This is a genomic window from Nocardia sp. NPDC049737, assembly GCF_040674755.1.
In the GTDB taxonomy this organism is placed as follows: domain Bacteria; phylum Actinomycetota; class Actinomycetes; order Mycobacteriales; family Mycobacteriaceae; genus Nocardia.
This window is the reverse complement of the sequence record NZ_JBFANH010000030.1, coordinates 36206-57210: the sequence shown is the minus strand read 5'-3', so window position 1 is coordinate 57210 and position 21005 is coordinate 36206. Positions and strand designations below refer to the sequence as shown.

18 protein-coding genes are annotated in these 21005 nt (G+C 65.1%); 13 read left to right on the top strand and 5 right to left on the bottom strand.

From position 1 onward, the window contains the following. Window positions 1–48 precede the first annotated feature (48 nt). Both AB0J47_RS32980 and AB0J47_RS32975 read left to right on the top strand, forming a co-directional pair. Complete coding sequence (locus AB0J47_RS32980) at window positions 49–411, top strand: hypothetical protein (RefSeq protein ID WP_062982690.1); 363 nt, start codon at window positions 49–51, stop codon at window positions 409–411. A 70-nt stretch (window positions 412–481) separates the two neighbouring features. Further along, entirely contained in the window at window positions 482–1201 is a 720-nt protein-coding gene (locus AB0J47_RS32975; protein WP_364355134.1) for an HNH endonuclease family protein, read from the top strand. Window positions 1202–1207: 6 nt separating this feature from the next. Here AB0J47_RS32975 and AB0J47_RS32970 read toward each other — a convergent pair whose 3' ends face one another. Then, the gene (locus tag AB0J47_RS32970; protein WP_364355342.1) at window positions 1208–2014 is read right to left on the bottom strand and encodes a sulfurtransferase; all 807 of its coding nucleotides are present in this window, start codon (window positions 2012–2014) and stop codon (window positions 1208–1210) included. 260 nt (window positions 2015–2274) lie between these two features. Between AB0J47_RS32970 and AB0J47_RS32965 the strand changes: the two genes are divergently transcribed. From AB0J47_RS32965 to AB0J47_RS32945, 5 genes are read left to right on the top strand one after another with little or no spacing between them, the layout of a single operon-like run. Further along, window positions 2275–3492 (top strand): benzoate/H(+) symporter BenE family transporter, encoded by a 1218-nt coding sequence (locus AB0J47_RS32965; RefSeq protein WP_364355131.1) that lies wholly within the window; start codon window positions 2275–2277, stop codon window positions 3490–3492. A gap of 34 nt (window positions 3493–3526) precedes the next feature. After that, a complete protein-coding gene (locus AB0J47_RS32960; RefSeq protein ID WP_364355128.1) occupies window positions 3527–3934 on the top strand; it encodes a DUF3224 domain-containing protein in 408 nt (135 codons plus the stop codon). 56 nt (window positions 3935–3990) lie between these two features. Continuing rightward, window positions 3991–6798 (top strand): DEAD/DEAH box helicase, encoded by a 2808-nt coding sequence (locus tag AB0J47_RS32955; protein ID WP_364355125.1) that lies wholly within the window; start codon window positions 3991–3993, stop codon window positions 6796–6798. After that, window positions 6795–7562 carry an SWIM zinc finger family protein gene (locus AB0J47_RS32950; protein WP_364355122.1) on the top strand — a complete coding sequence of 256 codons (768 nt, stop codon included), beginning with the start codon at window positions 6795–6797 and terminating at the stop codon, window positions 7560–7562. The genes AB0J47_RS32955 and AB0J47_RS32950 overlap by 4 nt, the downstream gene beginning before the upstream one ends. Before the next feature lie 42 nt (window positions 7563–7604). Beyond that, window positions 7605–8366, top strand: a complete 762-nt coding sequence (locus tag AB0J47_RS32945; protein ID WP_364355119.1) for a helical backbone metal receptor — start codon at window positions 7605–7607, stop codon at window positions 8364–8366. A 122-nt stretch (window positions 8367–8488) separates the two neighbouring features. On the opposite strand, the gene AB0J47_RS32940 is transcribed toward AB0J47_RS32945, so the two are convergent. Together AB0J47_RS32940 and AB0J47_RS32935 are read right to left on the bottom strand one after the other, a co-directional pair. Further along, on the bottom strand, window positions 8489–9562 hold the full coding sequence (locus tag AB0J47_RS32940) for an amidohydrolase family protein (RefSeq protein ID WP_364355116.1): 1074 nt from the start codon (window positions 9560–9562) through the stop codon (window positions 8489–8491). 72 nt (window positions 9563–9634) lie between these two features. After that, window positions 9635–10264 (bottom strand): TetR/AcrR family transcriptional regulator, encoded by a 630-nt coding sequence (locus tag AB0J47_RS32935; protein ID WP_364355113.1) that lies wholly within the window; start codon window positions 10262–10264, stop codon window positions 9635–9637. Between the two features lie 101 nt (window positions 10265–10365). Here AB0J47_RS32935 and AB0J47_RS32930 point away from each other — a divergent pair, with 101 nt between their 5' ends. Then, a complete protein-coding gene (locus tag AB0J47_RS32930; RefSeq protein ID WP_364355110.1) occupies window positions 10366–10767 on the top strand; it encodes a Dabb family protein in 402 nt (133 codons plus the stop codon). Window positions 10768–10781: 14 nt separating this feature from the next. Here AB0J47_RS32930 and icmF read toward each other — a convergent pair whose 3' ends face one another. Then, entirely contained in the window at window positions 10782–14000 is a 3219-nt protein-coding gene (gene icmF, locus AB0J47_RS32925) for a fused isobutyryl-CoA mutase/GTPase IcmF (RefSeq protein ID WP_364355107.1), read from the bottom strand. Window positions 14001–14245: 245 nt separating this feature from the next. On the opposite strand from icmF, the gene AB0J47_RS32920 reads away from it, so the two are divergent. Genes AB0J47_RS32920 through AB0J47_RS32900 form a run of 5 tightly spaced genes read left to right on the top strand, consistent with a single transcriptional unit; the run spans window position 14246 to window position 19709 of the window. Next, window positions 14246–15745, top strand: coding sequence for a CoA-acylating methylmalonate-semialdehyde dehydrogenase (locus tag AB0J47_RS32920; RefSeq protein ID WP_364355104.1), 1500 nt, complete (start codon window positions 14246–14248; stop codon window positions 15743–15745). Window positions 15746–15773: 28 nt separating this feature from the next. Then, on the top strand, window positions 15774–16913 hold the full coding sequence (locus AB0J47_RS32915; protein ID WP_364355101.1) for an acyl-CoA dehydrogenase family protein: 1140 nt from the start codon (window positions 15774–15776) through the stop codon (window positions 16911–16913). Next, entirely contained in the window at window positions 16910–17986 is a 1077-nt protein-coding gene (locus AB0J47_RS32910) for an enoyl-CoA hydratase/isomerase family protein (RefSeq protein ID WP_364355098.1), read from the top strand. Before AB0J47_RS32915 ends, AB0J47_RS32910 begins: the two co-directional genes overlap by 4 nt. Next, window positions 17983–18879, top strand: coding sequence for a 3-hydroxyisobutyrate dehydrogenase (gene mmsB, locus AB0J47_RS32905; protein WP_364355095.1), 897 nt, complete (start codon window positions 17983–17985; stop codon window positions 18877–18879). The genes AB0J47_RS32910 and mmsB overlap by 4 nt, the downstream gene beginning before the upstream one ends. Before the next feature lie 2 nt (window positions 18880–18881). Beyond that, entirely contained in the window at window positions 18882–19709 is an 828-nt protein-coding gene (locus AB0J47_RS32900; RefSeq protein WP_364355092.1) for an enoyl-CoA hydratase, read from the top strand. A 136-nt stretch (window positions 19710–19845) separates the two neighbouring features. On the opposite strand, the gene AB0J47_RS32895 is transcribed toward AB0J47_RS32900, so the two are convergent. Next, complete coding sequence (locus AB0J47_RS32895) at window positions 19846–20913, bottom strand: Hsp70 family protein (protein WP_364355089.1); 1068 nt, start codon at window positions 20911–20913, stop codon at window positions 19846–19848. Between the last annotated feature and the right edge of the window lie 92 nt (window positions 20914–21005).

Sequence of the window (21005 nt, the reverse complement as noted above, 5' to 3'; positions counted from 1 at the left end):
ATCGCATGAGCACCGTAGTTGGGCGTCAACGGAAGCGGAGGGCAAAGCATGACGATTCTGCTCCAGGTACTCGAGCAGAGCTTCACGCCGACCACGCCGTGGGAACGGCGCAAATTCACGTTTGTCAATGCCGACAAGATCGTCGGCATGCGACTGGACGGGCAGTCCGGCGTCTGGCTGGACCTGTCGCGTCCAGGTGAATCACAGCGCCTGGCCCGAACCCTGGACCCACGTGACGCCGTCACGTTCCTGCTCACCACCTTCGCGAAAATCGCCGAGTGCGAGGAGCGCGGTGGGTCGTGGCTGATCGGACACGACGGCGCGCACACCGAGTCCATCGTGGCCACCAGGTTCCCACCCCGGGCCAGTGAAGTCGCCAATGATGATCTGCTGGCTCGCGCCTGGCTCTGAGTCCTGATCGGCTCTGAGGCGCTCCGGCTGGGTTCTACGAATGTCGGTGCATACGGGTACATCTGGCACCGTGCGTGCCGACATCCGACTATGGCTGCCTGCTCTGATCGCGGCGGCGCTGTTCGCGCTGCCCGGGTGCGCCGAGGTGGGCGGTGAACCGGTCGCACCCGGCGGGGTGGGGGAGCTCAGCCCTACTCGGGTTCAGCTCGAACGTTTGCTCGCCTCGGTGCGGGTCGTTGCGGCGCGGGGTCATCCCGGCGGCTATGAGCGCGGTTGTAAGGAGGGGCAGCGGTGCGTATTCGGACCATTGTGGTCCGACAACTACGACGGCCCCGGCGGGCACGACGGCTGCGATACCCGCAACAATGTGCTGAGCGCACAGCTGACCGAGGTGAGCTTCCGGCCGGGCACCCACAACTGCGTGGTCACCGCGGGTACGCTCGACGACCCGTACACCGGCGGACGGATCACCTTCAGCAAGGCCGATGCGGGCGATATCCAGATCGACCATGTCTATCCGTTGGCCGCGGCCTGGGATATGGGTGCGGCGTCTTGGCCGGCCGAGCGGCGGGTGCGGTTCGCCAACGATATCGATGTGAATCTGCTGGCCACCGAAACGAGCGCCAACCAGGCCAAAGGCGACAGCACACCGTCCGAATGGCTGCCGCCCGCGCGCACGAACCATTGCTCCTATGCGGGCAAATACCTGACGGTCGCGGTCCGGTACGACCTACCGGTGACCGCCGCTGACAATGCCGTGCTGAACGACATCGCCCGTTCCTGCCCGTAGCGTCGCCTATGCCCCGGTGGCGACCGGGCGTTTCGGGTCGTTCGACCATTGCGACCACGAGCCGGGATACAGGGCCGCTTCGATGCCCGCGGCGGCGAGTGCGGCGACCTGGTGAGCCGCGGTCACACCCGATCCGCAATAAACCGCGACCGGCCCGGACGCGAATGCGGCGAAGCGGTCTCGCAAAGCGTCCACACTGCGGAACCGGCCGTCGGCGTCGAGGTTCTCCGCGGTCGGTGCGCTGATCGCGCCCGGAATGTGGCCCGCCTGCGGATCGACCGGCTCCACCTCGCCGCGGTAGCGCTCACCCGCGCGTGCGTCGAGCAGGACGCCGGACCATTTCGCCACTGCATCGGCATCGATCACCGGCAGCTGACCGGGATTCAGTTCGACATCGCCGAATTCGGGATCGGCCTCCGCCCCGCAGGCGATCGCACCGCCCGAACTGGTCCATGCGGGCAAGCCGCCGTCGAGAATCCGCACGTCCGCGATCCCGGCCCAGCGCAGCAGCCACCAGGCCCGTGCCGCCGCCATCCCGCCCGTCGCGTCATAGACGACCACCGGTTCGCCGGTCCGCAGACCCCAGCTGCGCGCGCATTTTTCGAGCTGTGCGGGATCGGGCAGTGGGTGCCGCCCGCGCGCGGGGGATGGTGGTGCGGCCAGTTCGGTTTCCAGATCCACGAAGACCGCGCCCGGAATATGTCCGTCCAGGTAGTGCTGCGGGCCGTCCGGATCACCGAGTGCCCACCGCACATCCAGTAGACGAACTGGCTTGTCCGCCAATACTTCCCGAAGTTCCTCCGCCGAGATCAGTACCGCGCTCAACAAAGCTCTGTTCCGCCTCTCCGAATATCCAGGCCGCACTGGTAAGAGCCACTATGCCTGGGTATAGGTCCTACGTCATGTGCCACATCAATTTTGGGCGTACCCGGTTACCCGTGTACTTATGGCGCGTCCGCGTTCGAAGTGGACGCGGGTTCGGCGTTTCACCCTAGCCGGATTCCGCGCAATTCAGTCCAGTTTCCAGCGACTGGCTGTGACAACTGGACTGATGACCGGGGAAGATTCCAGAAATGTCCAGGCTTTCCTCGTCGCTCGCCGATACCCCGACACCGGTTCCCCCTCAGGCGCGGCTCGCGCAGCCGGTCGGGGCCGGGGTTGTCACCGCGCTGGTCGGCTTCACCAGCTCATTCGCGGTGGTGCTGAGCGGTTTGACGGCAGTCGGGGCCACCTCGGCACAGGCGGCGTCGGGACTGCTCGCGCTGTGCCTCACCCAGGCCATCGGGATGATGCTGCTGAGTTATCGGTATCGATTGCCGATCACACTGGCCTGGTCGACACCCGGTGCGGCACTGCTCGCCAGCACCGGTGCGGTCGTCGGTGGCTGGGCGGCGGCAGTCGGGGCGTTCGCGATTACCGGTGGGCTGATCGTGATTACCGGACTGTGGCGGCGGCTCGGCAATCTCGTTGCCACGATTCCGGTGGAGATCGCGCAGGCCATGCTCGCCGGTGTGCTGCTGCCGCTGTGTCTGGCGCCGGTGAAGGCCGTGCAGGCCAGTCCGGCGGTGGTCGTGCCGGTGGTCGTGGTGTGGCTGGTGCTGCAGCGATTCGCCAAACGCTGGGCGGTGATCGCGGCCTTCGTGACCGCGGCGGTCGGGGCGGGGATCAGTATCGCCGTGCAGCACAAGCAACTCGACTTCGCGGCGATGCGACCGTCGCTCGAACTGACAGTGCCGCATTGGAGTTGGCAGGCCATGATCGGAATCGCCATTCCGCTCTACATCGTCACCATGGCATCGCAGAACATTCCGGGCACGGCCGTGATGAAGTCCTTCGATTACCAAATCCCTTGGCGTGCTTCGATGTCCGTCACCGGTATCGGTACCGTGCTGGGCGCACCGGCAGGTGGGCATGCCATCAATCTGGCCGCGATCAGTGCCGCGCTCTCGGCCGCCCCCGCCGCGCATCCGGATCCGAAGCGCCGCTGGATCGCGGCCTTCACCACGGGTGCCTCCTATCTAGTTCTGGCCTTGGGCTCGGCGGCGCTGGTCACGCTGATCGCGACCGCGCCCAAGGGCACGCTGGAAACCGTTGCGGGCCTTGCCCTGCTGGCGACTCTCGCGGCCGCCCTCGCCGGCGCTTTGAAATCCGAACAGCACCGCGAGGCGGGCATCGTCACCTTCCTGATCGCCGCATCCGGTGTCGGGTTCCTCGGCATCGGTGCGGCCTTCTGGGCACTGGTCGTGGGTCTTGTCGTCCGCAAGGTCCTCGCACACCGCCAAGACGCGTGAGAAGTTGTCGGTACTCGTCGTTACGCTGCGCCGCATGAAAGCAATCGGCACGTTCTCCGTCGCCTCCTTCACCCCGACCGATGTCGTGCCGGATCCGGCCATCACCACCGCGTTGCCGGTCGGCCTCGCACGGATCGAGAAGGAGTTCGCGGGCGAGATCACCGGTCGGTCCGCGACCCTGTTCACCGCCGCCTTCGACCAGGCGACGGGTGCGGGCACGTACGTGGCGATGGAGTCCTTCGATGGTGCGCTGAACGGTCGCGCGGGTAGCTTCAACTTCGCGCATTCGGCGACCACACTCGGCACCGACCGCACGGCCGAGTTCTTCGCCATTGTGCCGACCAGCGGCACCGGTGCGCTGGCAGGTATCACCGGCACCGGTGGTCTCACCGTCGACACCGACGGTGTGCACCACATCTGGTTCGATTACGAACTCGACTGAGCAGCGGGACGAGGATGGCCGCAGGGCCTGTCGGACCCGCCTGATTGGATGGGGTGATGCTGCACGGTCTGTGGTCGCCGGGATCGGGCTTGCTGCTCTGGCAGGAGGCCGCGGTCGCGCTACCCGAACCGTTGGGTGCGGTGCTGGCGGCGTCGAAGTTCCGGCACCGGGCGCAGGTGCTGATCAGCGGGTCGCAGGGAGCGACCGAGCAGGTCAAGGCGCATGCCATGGTGCCCGCGGCGGCCGCGGTCGCGCTGCGACAGCGGCTGCCGGCCGATGCGGTTTCGGGGGATCTGCGGTTTCTCGCGCATGTGGCGCACGGTGTCGAGCGATGGGTGCGGGCCGGGCGGGTGGCCGCCGAGCTGCGCCGCGACGACGGACAGTGGTGGGTGCGCTGGCGGTTGGTCGGCGGCGAGCGCCAGCGCGCCTGGCTGGCGGAGTTGGCGGTGGCGATGCCGCCCGCATTGCGCGTCGCGGGGAAGCCGGCGATGCTGCTCGAGGATATGGTCGCCGAACTCGCCGATCCGATCGTCCGGGAACTGCTGGATCCGCCGCCGTCGGCGCATCCGCTGGTGGCCGCACTCATCGATGACGTCGCCCTGGATGGCGGCAGCCATCAGCTGGCCGAGGTGCTGGAACGGTGGCGGGCGAGTCTGACCGGGGATGAGCCCGAGTTGGTGCTGCGGCTGCTGGAGCCCGAGGGCGATATCGCGCTCGGCGAGGCCGATACCGATGCCGATGATGTGGTGGCGCTGTGGCGACTGCAGGTCTGTCTGCGCACCGATGGTGAAGCGCCGAATCCGGTTCCGCTGCTGGGTGATCCGGTGCTGGTCCGCACGACGATCGAGAAGCTGGGAGAGGCGGCGCGGGCCTATCCGCGGCTGCGCGACCTGCCGAGCGATCCGCAGTCGATGGACCTGCTGTTGCCGACCGAGGTGGTCGCGGATCTGGTCGAACACGGCGCGCATGCGCTGCAGGCGACAGGTGTGCGGTTGTTGCTGCCGCGTGCATGGAATATCAGCGCCCCGACCATGCGGCTACGCGTGGAAAGCGCCGTCCCCGCCGCCGAGAGCACTGTGGGCATGCGCGGACTCGTCTCCTACCGTTGGGAACTCGCGCTCGGCGATGCCGTGCTGACCAAGGCCGAGATGGAACGGCTGGTCCGCTCGAAATCGGATCTGGTGCAGCTGCGCGGCGAATGGGTGCAGGCCGACCACAAGATGTTGGCCGCCGCCGCGCGCTATGTCGCAGCCCATCTCGACGACACCGAAATCACCTTCGCCGATCTGGTCGGTGAACTCGTCACCGGCCATGTCGAGAAGGTTCCGATCACCGAGGTCAGCGCAACCGGTTGGGCCGCAGACCTTTTGGACCAGACCCGCGAACCGGTACCGGTCACCGCGCCGGTCGGTTTGAAGGCGCAGTTGCGGCCCTATCAGGAGCGTGGCTTGGCCTGGCTGGCGACCATGAGCCGCTACGGTATCGGCGGAATACTGGCCGATGACATGGGTCTGGGTAAGACCGTGCAGGTCTTGGCCCTGCTCGTGCACGAGCGAGAGGGCACCGACGGCACTGGACCGACGCTGCTTGTGAGCCCGATGTCGGTCGTCGGCAACTGGCAGCGTGAGGCGCAGCGATTCGCCCCTGATCTGCGGATTTTGGTGCATCACGGTGTCGGCCGCAAGTCGGGCACGGAACTGGACGAGGCCATCGCGGACGCGGATCTGGTGATCACCACCTATTCGCTCTTGGCCAGGGATGCAGCCGAATTGGCGCGGCAGCAGTGGCATCGGGTGGTGCTCGACGAGGCGCAGCACATCAAGAACGCGGGAACCAGGCAGGCGAAGGCGGCGCGGGCGCTGCCTGCCCGACATCGGTTGGCACTCACCGGAACTCCCGTGGAGAATCGTCTTGAAGAATTACGCTCGATTCTGGACTTCACGATGCCGAAAGTGCTCGGCAGCGCACAAACCTTCCGTGCCCGGTTCGCCGTGCCGATCGAACGCGATCGAGACGAGAATGCCATCAGTCGACTGCGCACCGTCACCCAGCCGTTCGTGCTGCGCCGGGTGAAAACCGATCCCGCCGTCATCAGCGATCTGCCGGAGAAACTCGAGATGACGGTGCGCGCCAACCTGACCGTCGAGCAGGCGGCGCTGTATCAGGCGGTCGTCGACGACATGATGGCCAAGCTGAAGGATGCGAAGGGTATGGCGCGCAAGGGCGCGGTACTCGGTGCGCTGACCCGGCTCAAACAGGTCTGCAACCACCCCGCGCATTTCCTCGGCGACGCCTCCGGCGTGCTGCACCGCGGCAGCCACCGCTCCGGCAAGCTCGCCCTGGTGGAAGACGTTCTCGATGCGGTGCTGGCAGATGACGAGAAGGCCTTGCTGTTCACCCAGTTCCGCGAATTCGGCGATCTCATCGCGCCCTATCTGACCGAGCGCTTCGGTACGGCGATCCCGTTCCTGCATGGTGGCGTGCCGAAGAAGCAGCGCGACACCATGGTCGAGCGTTTCCAGGAACCGGCTGGACCGCCGCTGATGTTGTTGTCGCTCAAGGCCGGTGGCACCGGCTTGAACCTCACGGCGGCCAACCATGTTGTGCACCTGGATCGTTGGTGGAATCCGGCGGTCGAGAACCAGGCCACCGACCGCGCCTTCCGAATCGGTCAGCAGCGCAATGTGCAGGTACGCAAACTGATCTGCGTCGACACCATCGAGGAGAAGATCGACGAAATGATCAGCGGTAAGCGTCAACTCGCCGATCTGGCCATCGGTGCGGGCGAGAACTGGATCACCGAATTGAGCACGGACGAACTGCATCGGCTTTTCGCCCTCGGCGCGGAGGCGGTGGGCGATTGAGTCCCTTCGAGGACTACAGCAAGTACGGCAAGCGCCGACCGGTGCGTGGCGGCGTCGAAGCACGCAGCCGCCGTGGCGGATTCGGACGCACCTGGTGGGGCAAGGCGCTGATCGAGGCGGTCGAGCAGATGGCCGAACCCGGTCGGCTCGCCCGCGGCCGCACCTACGCCAGGGCCGGACAGGTCGTGAGCTATCGGATCGAACCCGGTGCGGTCACCGCGGAAGTACAAGGCAGTCAGCCGCGCCCGTTCACCTCGGTTTTCGCCATCCGGCAGCTGCGCGACGAGGAACTGGAACTGCTCATCGAGACCATCCGGACCACGCCGGGTGTACTGGCCGAAATCGTCTCCGGCGCGCTGCCGACGAGCCTCGGCGAGCATCTGCTTCCGACAACGGCCGCTGACCTCGACTTCTCCTGCACCTGCCCGGATCCCGGCTGGCCGTGCAAACATGTGGCCGCGGTCTGCTATCTGCTCGCCGAACGTCTGGATGAGCGTCCTCGCGAAATCCTCACCCTGCGTGGCCTCGACCTGGACACCCTCATCGTCGGCATCGAACGTGACACGACGCCAACGGTTTCCGATGACGTATACGGCGACCGTGCCCAACTGCCCGACCTGCCGAAGCTCGAATTCCGCCCCGCCATCGATGATCTGGATCCGACCCTGCTACGTCGGGCACTGCGCATGATCGCCGAGGACGAACCGACGGCCGCGGCCGGTCTGCGCGATCTCCGCGCACTCTACGAAGCCTTGGACCGCTGACATGTCCGAACAGCCGCGTGTCCTGTGCCGTCGGGTGCTGTCATGATCGACGATCTGGGTGCGGTCGTACGCATTGACCGCCCGGTGCGCCGAGTGGTGTCGCTGGTTCCGTCGCTGACCGAGGCCATCGCGGTCAGTCGCCCCGAAGTCCTTGTCGCGGCGACGGATTGGTGTACGCATCCCGCTGACCTGGACGTCGAGCGGGTTCGGGGCACCAAGAATCCGAATGTGCGCCGAATCATCGAGCTCGCACCGGATCTGGTGCTCTGCAATCAGGAAGAGAATCGCCGCATCGATGTGGAGCGACTGCGGGATGCGGGCATCCCGGTGTGGGTCACCAGAATCGAAACGCTGGACGCGAGTTTCGCCTCGCTGCGTCGACTTTTCACCGAAGCACTGGACGGGTCGGTGCCGGACTGGCTCATCGAGGCCGAAACTTCCTGGGCCGCGCCCCAGCCCGGGCCGCCGCGCAACACGGTCATCCCCATCTGGCGCAATCCCTGGATGGTGGTCGGCCACAACACCTTCACCGGCGACCTGGCAGCGCACCTCGGCCTGCGACTCGTGCACGCCGAGCGCGCGGAGCGCTATCCGCACGTCTCCGAGGACGAGCTGACCCGCGATGTCGAACTGGTCCTGCTTCCCGACGAGCCATACGTATTCACCAGATCCGATGGACCCGAAGCCTTTCCGGGCCTGGCTGTCGCCTTGGTCGAAGGCCGCAGCCTCACCTGGTACGGTCCATCGCTGGCCACCGCCCGCGCTGTCCTGACCCGCCAAATCGCGGATTCATTCATCGCCTGATCTCGCTATGCAGCGAATCCGGTAGTCAGGGAGGTCGAAATGCCCGGCCTCGACGCCGTCGAGCACCTCTGCGTGCTTTGATATCTATTCGATCGTTTGCCGTCCGCTCGATCCGCATCGCATCAGGATTCGATTCGGTAGGTCCGCTGGGCGTTGGTTCGGAAGATCTTTTCGAGCTCGTCGTGGCCGCCGCCGTGGTGGGTGATCGCGGCGGCGATTACCGCGGCGCTGTCGGCGATAGTCGTAATCGGTTTATCCACTGGGAAATTGGAGCCCCACAGCAGCCGGTCCGCGCCGAAGACATCGTAGGCGTGGGTGATGAGCGGGCTGATCCGGTCCAACAGCACCGGAACGGGTGTCGGCATTCCACGCGGTGGTACCCGGTGGCCGAGGATTGGCATCATCAAGCCGCTGACCTTCGCAACCACATTGGGCTTTTCGGCGAGAGCGGTGAGATCGTCGCGCCATCGGATGAATAGTTCCCGGCGCAGACTCGGATTCGTTCCGGTGCGTTTGCCGACCGGACCGAAAATCCCTGCGGGTGTGGCGAGATGGTCGAGCACTATCGGGACTTCAGGATAGCGTTCGGCAAGCGCCGTCACATCGGGGAGCGCGTGTGAATACACCCAGGCCTCGAAAGACAGCCCACGCTCGGCCAGTGCCGCGAAGCCGTCGAGGAATTCTTTGGTGGCGAGCGCGCCCTCGTGCTCGGCATAGGGCCGGACATTCGAATCCGGATGGTGTGCGACGTGCGCGCGAATGCCGCGCAGCAATGTCGATGCGGCCATATGGGCATCGAGCAGCAGCGCGAAATCCGGTGCCGCAGGGTCGGCGCTACCGATGATTGCGCCGAGGGCAGGATTGTCGCCGCCGAATGGCAGCCCGGCTACCCACTTCGTCTCATCAGCCCTGGCCAGCATCCCTTTTCCGGTCCACCCGACCTCGATATGCACGATCGATTCGACGGGCACGCCATCGGCATCCGCGCGGTAATTCGCGGGCAGATACGGATTCGCATAGGCGGTCGGATCTCCGACGAACTCCCGATCCCGGCGCGGCGCCACCTGCTTGGCCCAATCGATCGGAATGGGCAGCATCCGGAGCAACTTCGCCGTCCGGCTGAATTCGCGCGGCGTGCGGAACGGGTCCCATTGATGAATATGGCTATCGATAACGCGGATATCCGAGAGATCCATGTCCGCCGTCCCAATAAGCTGAAGACCCTGACCTCGCGATTGTCACACGCGCGTAGTCGGGCGCGTTCGGGATCAGCGGGAACCGTAAGCGGACAGGAACGTCCGCACCGCCGCATCGGCGATATCGCGCTGCTCGGCCTCGCTCACCTCGCGGGTGCCGAGCCGGGACCGCGCCTCCAGTGGCGCGGTGAGCAGCGCGAGTAGTTGTTCGGCCGCCTGCGCCGGGTCTTTGGTCTGCAGCCGACCCGAAAGAGCGAGTCGCGCGAGTCGATCGGCCAGCGCCTCGGCAATGCGCCGGGAGGTGCGCTCGAGCACGGTGTCGGCCAGGTCCGGAAAGGCGGCGAGCTGCGCGTAGGTCAGCGCGCGTAGCGAACGAGCGCGCTCGCCTGAGCATTCGGCGAGCAGTGCGCGCGCCGTCGCGGTGAGAGCGGCCGACAGATCCTCGCCCGGCTCGCGCAGGCTGTCGACGATCGCGAGGGTTTCGGTGGCAACGGCGTCGGCGGCGGCCAGCACGGCGTGTCGGAACAGGCTCTGCTTGTCATTGAGATGGTTGTAGACCGTCGGCTTGGCGACACCCGCCTCGTCCGCGATCTCCTGCACGCACGCCTTGTCGTAGCCGCGTCGCGCGAAGACGGTGAATGCGACGTTCAGGATCGCCTGCCGCTTATCGGTGCGCCCCCGCGCCGTTGTAGTACCCGTCACCCCTGCATATTAGCGTCAAATGAACTCAGTGGTTCACTCTTGTGTTCCTACCAGTCAGTTGTCTAGATTGAACTCGTTGGTTCAAAACGAGGAGGTAACCCATGATCGTTCATCTGTTGCGCTTCGGCTTCCGCGAAGAGACCACCGAGGCACAGAAAGTCGAGGTACTCGCGCTGATGAAGCGCACCGCATCGGTCGAATCGGTGTCCTTCGCAACCGTCGGTCAGAATCTCGGCGACGCGAGCGAAGGTCTGACGCACGCCTATTGCGTCGGCATAGAGGATCTGGACGCGCTGGAGCGGTATATGCACGATCCGGTCCATCTGGCCGGTGATCCGCAGATCATCCCGCACTTCCAGAGGATCGCCATCGGACCCGACGTATCGGATGAGCCGGACCCCGAGCTGCGCGACAAAATCATGGCGCTGCACAACGCCAAGCTGGCGAAGTACCCGGAGTGGGCACGTCAGATGGATGCGATTCCGGAGGTGCGAATCTTCTGACGGCCCAACCTATTTCACACGTTGCGGCGGTACTGTCCGCCGACGGTGAAGAAGGTGTCGGTGATCTGTTGCAGGGTGCAGACCCGGGCGGCGTCCATCAGGGCCTCGAAGATGTTGTCGTCGGTGCGGGCAACAGCGTCCAGGCGGGCGAGGGCGGCATGTGCGGCATCGCGGTGGTCGTGCTGGAATTGACGCACGCGCTGCAGCTGTGACTGCTTCTCCGCTTCGGTGCCGCGAGCCAATTCGATGACCCGGTGCGGTTCGCCGTGTGGATTGCGGAAGGTATTGACACCGATGATCGGCAGCGAACCATCGTGTTTGCGGTGCTCGTAGCGCATGGATTCGTCTTGGATCTTGCCCCGCTGATAGCCGGTCTCCATGGCCCCGAGGACTCCGCCGCGCTCGCTGATGCGATCGAATTCGGCGAGCACGGCCTCCTCGACGAGATCGGTGAGCTCATCGATGAGAAAGCTGCCCTGGAGCGGGTTTTCATTCATCGCGACTCCCCACTCGCGGTTGATGATGAGCTGAATGGCCAGTGCGCGGCGCACCGATTCCTCGGTGGGTGTGGTCACCGCCTCGTCATATGCGTTGGTGTGCAGGCTATTGCAGTTGTCGTAGATCGCGATGAGTGCCTGCAGGGTGGTCCGAATGTCGTTGAAGCTCATCTCCTGTGCGTGCAGCGACCGGCCCGAGGTCTGCACGTGGTACTTCAACTTCTGTGAACGCTCATTGGCGCCGTAGCGATCTCGCATCGCGATGGCCCAGATACGCCGTGCCACCCGGCCGATCACCGAATATTCCGGATCCATGCCGTTGGAGAAGAAGAACGACAGATTCGGCGCGAAGTCGTCGATCTGCATGCCGCGTGCGAGATATGCCTCGACATAGGTGAATCCGTTGGCGAGGGTGAAGGCCAGCTGACTGATCGGATTCGCACCGGCCTCGGCAATGTGATAGCCGGAAATGGAGACCGAGTAGAAGTTGCGAACACCGTTGCGCACGAACCATTCCTGGATATCGGCCATCATGCGCAGGCTGAACTCGGTGGAGAAGATACAGGTGTTCTGGCCCTGATCCTCCTTGAGGATGTCGGCCTGCACGGTGCCACGCACCGTCGCCAGGGTGCGCGCCTTGATATCCGCGGTCTCCTCGGCGGTGGGTTCGCGGCCCTCGGCGGCCGAGAAACGTTCCAACGCTTGGTCGATGGCGGTATTGAGGAAGTAGGCCAGGATGGTGGGGGCCGGGCCGTTGATGGTCATCGATACCGAGGTGGTCGGCGCGGTCAGGTCGAAACCGTCGTAGAGCGCCTTCATATCGTCGAGTGAGGCGATCGAGACGCCGGAGGTGCCGACCTTGCCGTAGATATCCGGGCGTTCGGCGGGATCGTGACCGTAGAGCGTCACCGAATCGAAGGCCGTGGAAAGCCTTGTCGCCTCGGCATGTTCGCTGAGCACCTTGAAGCGCCGGTTGGTCCGAAACGGATCGCCCTCACCGGCGAACATTCGCGCCGGATCCTCGTTATCGCGCTTGAACGGAAAGACGCCCGCGGTGAACGGGAACCGTCCGGGCAGATTCTCCGAGCGCAGGAACCGAAGCAGCTCACCGTGATCGGTGAAGCGCGGCAGTGCTACGCGCGGAATGGAATTGCCGGACAGCGTCTCCCGGCGCAGCGGGGTATGGATCTCGCGATCACGAACCCGCACCACTTGCTCATCGCCTCGATAGGATTCGGCCAGTGCGGGCCAACCCGCGAGCAGTTCGGCATTGTCGGCATGCAGCGCGTCACGCGCTTTTTCGGCGAGCTCGGCCACCGCGATGTCGTCGGGCAGCTCGGCCGCCACCTGCTCGAGCCGCTGCAGGCGTTGTGCCGCAACGATTTGCGTGGCGGTATCGGCGTGGTAGTCGCGGACGGTATCGGCGATCTCAGCGAGGTAGCGCACCCGGGCGGGCGAAATGATCTGCGCGAACCTGGTGGAGGACCGGGTATTCACCTTCGGAAGTACGCCGGGCTGCATTTGCAGACCGCGCTCGGCGAGCAACGCGGCGAGGTGCTGGTAGAGCGCGGTCACGCCATCATCGTTGAAAGTGGCTGCGCTGGTTCCGAATACCGGCATCTCCTCGGGAGTCTTGCTGAACTCCTCGCGATTGCGAATCAACTGGCGCGAGACATCACGCAGCGCATCCTCGGCGCCGCGGCGCTCGAACTTATTGATGGCCACCACATCCGCGAAATCCAGCATATCGATCTTCTCCAGCTGGGAGGCGGCGCCGAATTCCGGTGTCATCACATACATCGATACGTCGACGTGGTCGGTGATCGCGGCATCCCCCTGGCCGATGCCCGGGGTTTCCAGAATCACCAGGTCGTATCCCGCTGCCTTGCAGGCGGCCACGATGGCGTCGATATTCTGCGGCAGTTCGTGGCCGCCGCGGGTGGCAAGGGAGCGGAAGAAGGTGTGATCGCTGTCGAGGGCGTTCATCCGGATACGGTCGCCGAGCAGCGCACCACCCCCGCGTCGTCGGGTTGGATCCACCGCGAGAATCGCGACGCGTAACTTGTCCTGCTGATCCGAACGCAGGCGCCGCACCAATTCATCGGTGAGCGAGGACTTTCCGGAACCGCCGGTGCCGGTGATGCCGAGCACCGGCACCGTGCGCGCGGCGGCGGCCGACGCCAAGGTCTGCCGATCGGACTCCGAGAGCGTGTCCTGCTGCAGGCAGGTGATCGCGCGGGCGAGCGCGGCCCGCTCACCGGCGAGTACCGCGTCCAGCACCGGCGGCTCGGCGGCGAGATCGAAATCGCAGGTGCGGATCAGCTGATTGATCATGCCGGGCAGGCCCAGCCGCTGACCGTCCTCGGGGGAGAAGATGGTCACCCCGGATTCGGCCAGCCGCGCGATCTCCTCGTCGACGATCACCCCGCCGCCACCGCCGAAGATCCGAACATGGTCGGCCCCGGCCTTCTTCAGCGCGTCGGCGAGATATTCGAAGTACTCGACATGTCCACCCTGATACGAACTCACCGCGACGCCCTGGGCATCCTCGGTGAGCACCGCGTCCACGACCTCGCTGACCGCGCGATTGTGCCCGAGGTGAATGACCTCGGCGCCCTGCGCCTGCAGGATCCGCCGCATGATGTTGATCGCCGCATCGTGCCCGTCGAATAGCGCGGCCGAAGTCACGAATCGGACGGGATGGGTGGGCGTGTGGAGCGCGGTGCTGTCGGCCACGGGGTCCTCCGAGGGAGATCCTATTTTGGCGCCCGATACTAGGACGTCAAACTAATCCTACGGTGGCGACAGTCACAGCGCTAGGTGAAACCGGTTTCGGTGGCCAGCGCGGGTCGGGTTGCTCGGCAGTTGCCAGTGGGATGGGTCACAGTCTGCTTGCAGGTCTATATTTAGTTGGACATCCAACTATAGGATGACCGTAAATCGCGCGATGCGCGGCGTCCACCCACGAGAACAGGACTGGCATGGTTCGCGAACTCACTCATTACATCGGCGGACAGCATGTCGCCGGGACCTCGGGCAACTTCGCCGATGTCTTCGATCCGAATACCGGCCAGGTGCAGGCGCGGGTGCCGCTCGCGAGTAAGGCCGAGGTCGATGCCGTTATCGCGAATGCGGCAGAGGCGCAGCAGGTGTGGGCCGCGTTCAACCCGCAGAAGCGCGCGCGGGTGCTGATGAAGTTCCTGACGCTCGTGCAGGACGAGATGGATTCCCTTGCGGCGCTGCTGTCTGCCGAACACGGCAAGACGATCCCCGATGCCAAGGGTGATATCCAGCGCGGTATCGAGGTCATCGAATTCGCGGCGGGCATTCCCCATCTGCTCAAGGGCGAGTACACCGAGAGTGCGGGCACCGGCATCGACGTCTACTCCATGCGTCAGCCGCTCGGTGTGGTCGCAGGCATTACCCCCTTCAACTTCCCGGCCATGATCCCGCTGTGGAAGGCCGGACCGGCGCTGGCGTGCGGAAATGCCTTCGTACTCAAGCCATCCGAACGCGATCCTTCGGTGCCGCTGCGCCTGGCGGAGTTGTTCCTGGAGGCGGGTCTGCCCGCGGGCGTATTCAATGTGGTCAATGGTGATAAGGAAGCGGTCGACGCGATCCTGCATTCGCCGACCGTCAAGGCTGTCGGTTTCGTCGGTTCCACCCCTATCGCGCAGTACATCTACGAGACCGCGACCGCGAATGGCAAACGTGCACAGTGCTTCGGCGGCGCCAAGAACCACGCGATCGTGATGCCGGACGCCGACCTCGACGATGTCGCCGACCAGCTCATCGGCGCGGGCTACGGCTCGGCGGGTGAACGCTGTATGGCCATCTCGGTCGCCGTGCCGGTCGGTCAGGAAACCGCGGATCGCCTGCGCGAGAAGCTGATCGAGCGGATTGCCAAGCTGAATGTCGGACGCTCCGACGATGCCGGTGCCGATTTCGGCCCGCTGGTGACCAAGGACGCACTCGGTCGGGTCGAGAATTACGTCCAGATCGGCGTCGATGAGGGGGCCGAGCTGGTTATCGACGGCCGTGGGCTCGCGGTCGATGGCGGCGAAGGCGGGTACTTCACCGGTGCAACGCTTTTCGACAATGTCACGCCGGAAATGCGGATCTACAAGGAAGAGATCTTCGGCCCGGTGCTTGCGATCGTGCGGGCCAAGGATTACGACGAAGCGCTGGCCCTGCCCAACGAGCACGAGTACGGCAACGGTGTCGCGATCTTCACCCGCGACGGCGATACCGCACGGGATTTCGCCGCCCGCGTACAGGTCGGCATGGTCGGCATCAATGTGCCGATTCCGGTGCCGATCGCCTACCACACCTTCGGCGGTTGGAAGCGCTCCGGATTCGGCGATCTGAACCAGCACGGTCCGGATTCGATTCGCTTCTACACCAAGACCAAGACCGTTACCCAGCGCTGGCCATCCGGGCTGAAGGACAGCAACCACTTCGTCATTCCGACGATGGACTGAACAGCCCACGGACGGGAGGTCGACGATCGTGTTCGCACTGAATGACGACGAGCGCGCCATTACCGAAATGGCGCGCGACTTCGCCGACGAATACCTCGCCCCGAACGCCCTGGAATGGGATGAGCAGAAGCACTTTCCAGTGGATGTGCTGCGCAAGGCGGGTTCGCTCGGCATGGGTGGCATCTATATAGGCGAGGATGTCGGGGGCTCCGGACTGCGCAGGCTCGATGCCGTGCGCATCTTCGAACAACTGGCCACCGGGTGCCCGGCCATCGCGGCGTATATCTCCATCCACAACATGGTTTCGTGGATGATCGACAACTACGGCAATGCCGAGCAGCGCAACCGCTGGCTGCCCCGGCTGACCTCGATGGAATGGCTCGGCAGCTACGCGCTCACCGAACCGGGTGTCGGATCGGATGCTGCGGCCTTGAGCACCAAGGCCGTTCGCGACGGTGACGACTACTTGCTCACCGGTGTGAAGCAATTCATCTCGGGTGCGGGTAGCACCGATGTGTACGTCATCATGGCGCGCACCGGCGATGCGGGTGCTCGTGGGATTTCGGCGTTCATCGTTCCGGCCGATACCCCGGGAATTTCCTTCGGCGCCAACGAGAAGAAGATGGGTTGGAATGCCCAGCCCACTCGTCAGGTGATTCTCGACAACGCCAGGGTTCCCGCCGCCAATATGCTCGGCGTCGAGGGCAACGGCTTCCGCATTGCCATGAACGGACTCAACGGCGGTCGACTCAATATCGCCGCCTGCTCACTGGGCGGCGGCCAGGCGGCGCTCGAAAAATCCGTCGCGTACCTGGCCCAGCGCAAGGCATTCAACACCCGACTGCTGGACAACCCGGCATTGCAATTTCAGCTCGCGGATATGCGTACCGCACTGGAGGCGGCGCGGACCCTGCTGTGGCGGGCTGCGGCGGCACTGGATGCGGATGCCGATGACAAGGTCGAATTGTGCGCCATGGCAAAGCGCTTCACGACCGACGCCGGATTCGAGGTCGCGAATACGGCGCTGCAGATGCATGGCGGGTACGGATACCTGGCCGAATACGGCGTGGAAAAGATCGTCCGCGACCTGCGGGTGCACCAGATCCTGGAGGGCACCAACGAAATCATGCGGGTGGTCGTCGCCCGCTCGGTGGTAGGAGCAGCATGACCGAATCCGAAGTTCTCATCGATAAGCGCGACGGACTCGGTCTGATCACGCTGAACCGGCCCAAGGCCATCAATGCCCTGAATCATCCGATGGCCCTCGCCATTTCCGCCGCCCTGCAGGTGTGGGCCGATGACGACGAGGTGCGCACCGTCGTCGTCACCGGCGCGGGGGAGCGCGGGCTCTGCGCGGGCGGCGATATTGTCGCCATCCACCGTGACGCAGCCGCATTGGATGAGCACTCTGCCGGTGCCGCCAACGCGGATTCGGCCACCGGCCTCTTCTGGCGCGACGAGTACATCCTCAACGCCCTGATCGGCCGCTACCCGAAGCCGTATGTGGTGGTCATGGACGGCATCGTGATGGGCGGCGGCGTCGGTCTTTCCGGCCACGGCAGCCACCGGATCGTCACCGAGCGCTCCAAGATCGGTATGCCGGAGGTCGGCATCGGCTTCATTCCGGATGTCGGTGGCACCTACCTGCTCGCCCGCACGCCGGGTGAAATCGGCACGCACGTCGCACTGACCACCGCGCGGATGAGCGCCGGTGACGCCATCGCCGCGGGTTTCGCCGATTACTACGTGGCCTCGGAACATATTCCGGCACTGCTGGAAACGCTGCGGACCGAGACCGCCGAGATCGCCATCGCCAAATTCGCGACGGACGCACCGGAATCCGACCTGGCGGCCCAGCAGGACTGGATCGATGCCTGCTACAGCGCCGACACCGTCGAGGAGGTCGTCGATCGACTGCGGACGCACGGCTCGCCGGAGGCCGCCAAGGCCGCGACCGAACTGCTCGCGAAATCACCTGTAGCACTGAAGGTGACGTTGCGTTCGCTGCGCGCCGCCCGTGCCGCGAAGAGCCTAGAGGCGGTGCTGGACGAGGAGTACCGGGTGTCCATCGCCGCGTTGGCCTCGCACGATCTGGTCGAAGGCATCCGTGCGCAGGTGATCGATAAGGACCGTAACCCGCGATGGTCACCGGCGACGCTCGCCGATGTCACCGCCGAACAGGTCGAGGCGTACTTCGTCGAATTGGGCGATAAGGAACTGGGTTTGGAGGTAGGCAAGTGACGAAGAAGATCGGTTTCCTCGGCCTCGGCCATATGGGCGGGCCGATGGCCGCGAATCTGGTCGCGGCCGGATATGACGTGCTCGCCTTCGATCCGGTCCCCGCCGCACAGGAGCAGGCACGCAAAGACGGTGCCACCGTTGTGGATTCGGCTGCTGCGGCCGCAGCGAATCGCGATGTCGTGATCACCATGCTGCCCAATGGCAAGCTCGTCCTCGACGTCTACGCCGACCTGCTTCCCGCCGCGAATCCGGGCACCCTGTTCATCGACTGCTCCACCATCGATGTCGCCGACGCCAAGGCGGCCGCGGTTCGTGCCGTCGACGCGGGCCATCGAGCATTGGACGCTCCGGTCTCCGGTGGTGTCGCGGGTGCCGCCGCGGGCACGCTGACCTTCATGGTCGGCGGCACCGAGGCCGACTTCGCCGATGCGCTCGACGTGCTCCAGGTAATGGGCGGCAAGGTTGTGCACTGCGGCGGCTCCGGCGTCGGTCAAGCCGCGAAGATCTGCAACAACATGCTGCTCGGCCTTTCGATGATCGGCCTGTCCGAGGCGCTGGTGCTCGGCGAGAAACTGGGTTTGAGCCACCAATCGTTCTTCGATGTGGTGTCCACCGCATCCGGCCAGAGTTGGGCGCTGACCAGCTACTGTCCGGTCCCCGGTCCGGTCCCGACCAGTCCGGCCAACAACGACTACCAGCCCGGTTTCGCCACGGCATTGATGACCAAGGACCTCGGCCTGGCCGCGAACGCCCTGCGCGATAACGACGTCGACGGCAAACTCGGCCTGCTCGCCGCCGAGATCTACACCCGGTTCAACCAGTCGCAGGCGGGGAAGGACTTCTCCGCTATCGTCACCGATATCCGTAACCGTTCCGATCGAGAAGGTGCCTAAGGATGGATGCATCGCGCAGCGATTCCGTGGGGGGTGGTGGTCGGGCTACGGGAGGGCCCGACTTCGAGACGATTCTGCTGGAGCGCAAGGGCCGGGTCGGATGGATCACGCTGAACCGTCCGAAGGCGCTGAACGCACTGAACGCGCAGGTCCTCGACGATGTCATTGCCGCGCTCGGCGAACTCGAGCACGATGACGCGATCGGCGCCATTGTCATCACCGGTTCGGAGCGGGCCTTCGCGGCCGGCGCCGATATCAAGGAGATGCAGCCCAAGTCGTACATGGACATGTTCATGAACGACTACTTCGCCCGCTGGGACCGGCTGGCGCAGTTCCGCAAGCCCACCATTGCCGCCGTCGCCGGTTACGCCCTGGGGGGTGGTTGTGAGCTGGCGATGATCTGCGACATCCTGCTCGCCGCCGATAACGCGAAATTCGGTCAGCCGGAGATCAAGCTCGGCGTCATTCCGGGCATCGGCGGCTCGCAGCGCCTGACCCGCGCCGTCGGCAAGGCCAAGGCCATGGATCTGGTGCTCACCGGCCGCAATATGGATGCCGAGGAGGCCGAGCGCGCCGGTCTCGTGTCCCGCATCGTGCCCGCCGCCGAACTGCTCGACACCGCACTCGAGGTCGCCGAGACCATCGCCTCGATGTCGCTGCCGGTCACCATGATCGCCAAGGAAGCCGTGGACCGCTCCTTCGAAACCACCCTCGCCGAGGGCCTGCGCTTCGAACGCCGAGTCTTCCACTCGCTCTTCGCAATCGACGATCAGAAGGAAGGTATGAGCGCCTTCGTCGAGAAGCGTCCGGCGAAGTTCACCAACAGCTAGCGCTGCCAGCGCTGACCTACAGCACTGTGCCCGGCCGAGTGAACCTCGGGCGGGCACAGGTGTATTCGATCAGCGGCAGCCACGTCACCGGAACGATTGCGACAGAGGCGGTTCTCCAGCGCGCTCGCAACCAGGTTCAGTTGAAGGACGTCGCCGGGATTCCCGCGACTTCGATGGGGGTCGGCGCGTTGACACCACCGGGTGGTTGAGCGGCACTGTGGTCTATGGCGAGCAGTCCTGCGATGGTCGCACCCAATGCGAGCGTAACCGCAACGGCGGCAATGAGTTTGCGGCGACCGGTGGTGGTCGGCACCAATGAAGCGGTGAGGTCTCCGCTGCGTAATCGCGCCATGCGTACATCGCCGGTGGGACGTTCCGCGGCGAGCAATACCGCTCCGCGGGCCGAAACGTATTCGGGCTCCTCGTCGTAGATGACCGGGAGTTCGATCATTTCGGACAATTCTTCGCGGATATCGGGATTGCGGGTGCAGCCGCCGAGCAGGACCAGGGCCTCCGGTTGGACGCCGGTTTCCTCGATGAGTTGACGGACGAACGAGGCGGAGTGGTGGATGCCCGCGGCGCACAGTTCGGCGAGGTCGCTGCGGGTGACCACGGCACGCCCGCCGGAGTTGGCGTCCATGGCGGTGATTACCCGGGCGCTGCTGAGTTCTTCGCGGTGCCTGCGGCTGGTCAGTTTGTCGGTGAGTACGCCGCCGCGGGTCAATTGCCAGCGCAGCAGTGCGTCGTAGCCGTCGCCGCCGAGGACGGTGCTGCGTTTGCTGGACAGGATGGTGTCGGTGCGGCAGTCGGCGTGGGTGATGGTCAGGCCCGAGCTGCCGAGGTCGTAGAGGATGACCGAGCCGGTGGTGGGCAGACGGCCGGTGAAGCGCAGGTAGCGCAGCTGAGCCAGCGGTTCGTCGACGATGGCGAGCGGGGTGCGGCCCGCGGTTGTGCGGATGGCGTCGGCGTGCAGCGGGCAGCGGCAGGTCACGGCGGTTCCGGTGATCAGCTCGTCGCGCCGGTCGGCGGCCGCGCGCATCTGGCAGATCGCCTCGAAGACCGGTTCCTCGACCCCACCACCCGCCCGACGCGGTATCTGGCATCGATCAATCGGGGGGAGATGCGGCTGATCGGAATGCGTCAGCATCGCGCGGGCGCCACCAGCGCCCGCCGATACCCCCAAGACCAGCACCATGGAATCCATGGTGGACCCTTTCGCCTCCGCTGCCAAGACAACGGGGCGGAGAATTCGCTAGTTGGATGCCAGACCGTTACCGCGCGGTGGTGCGGGCCGTG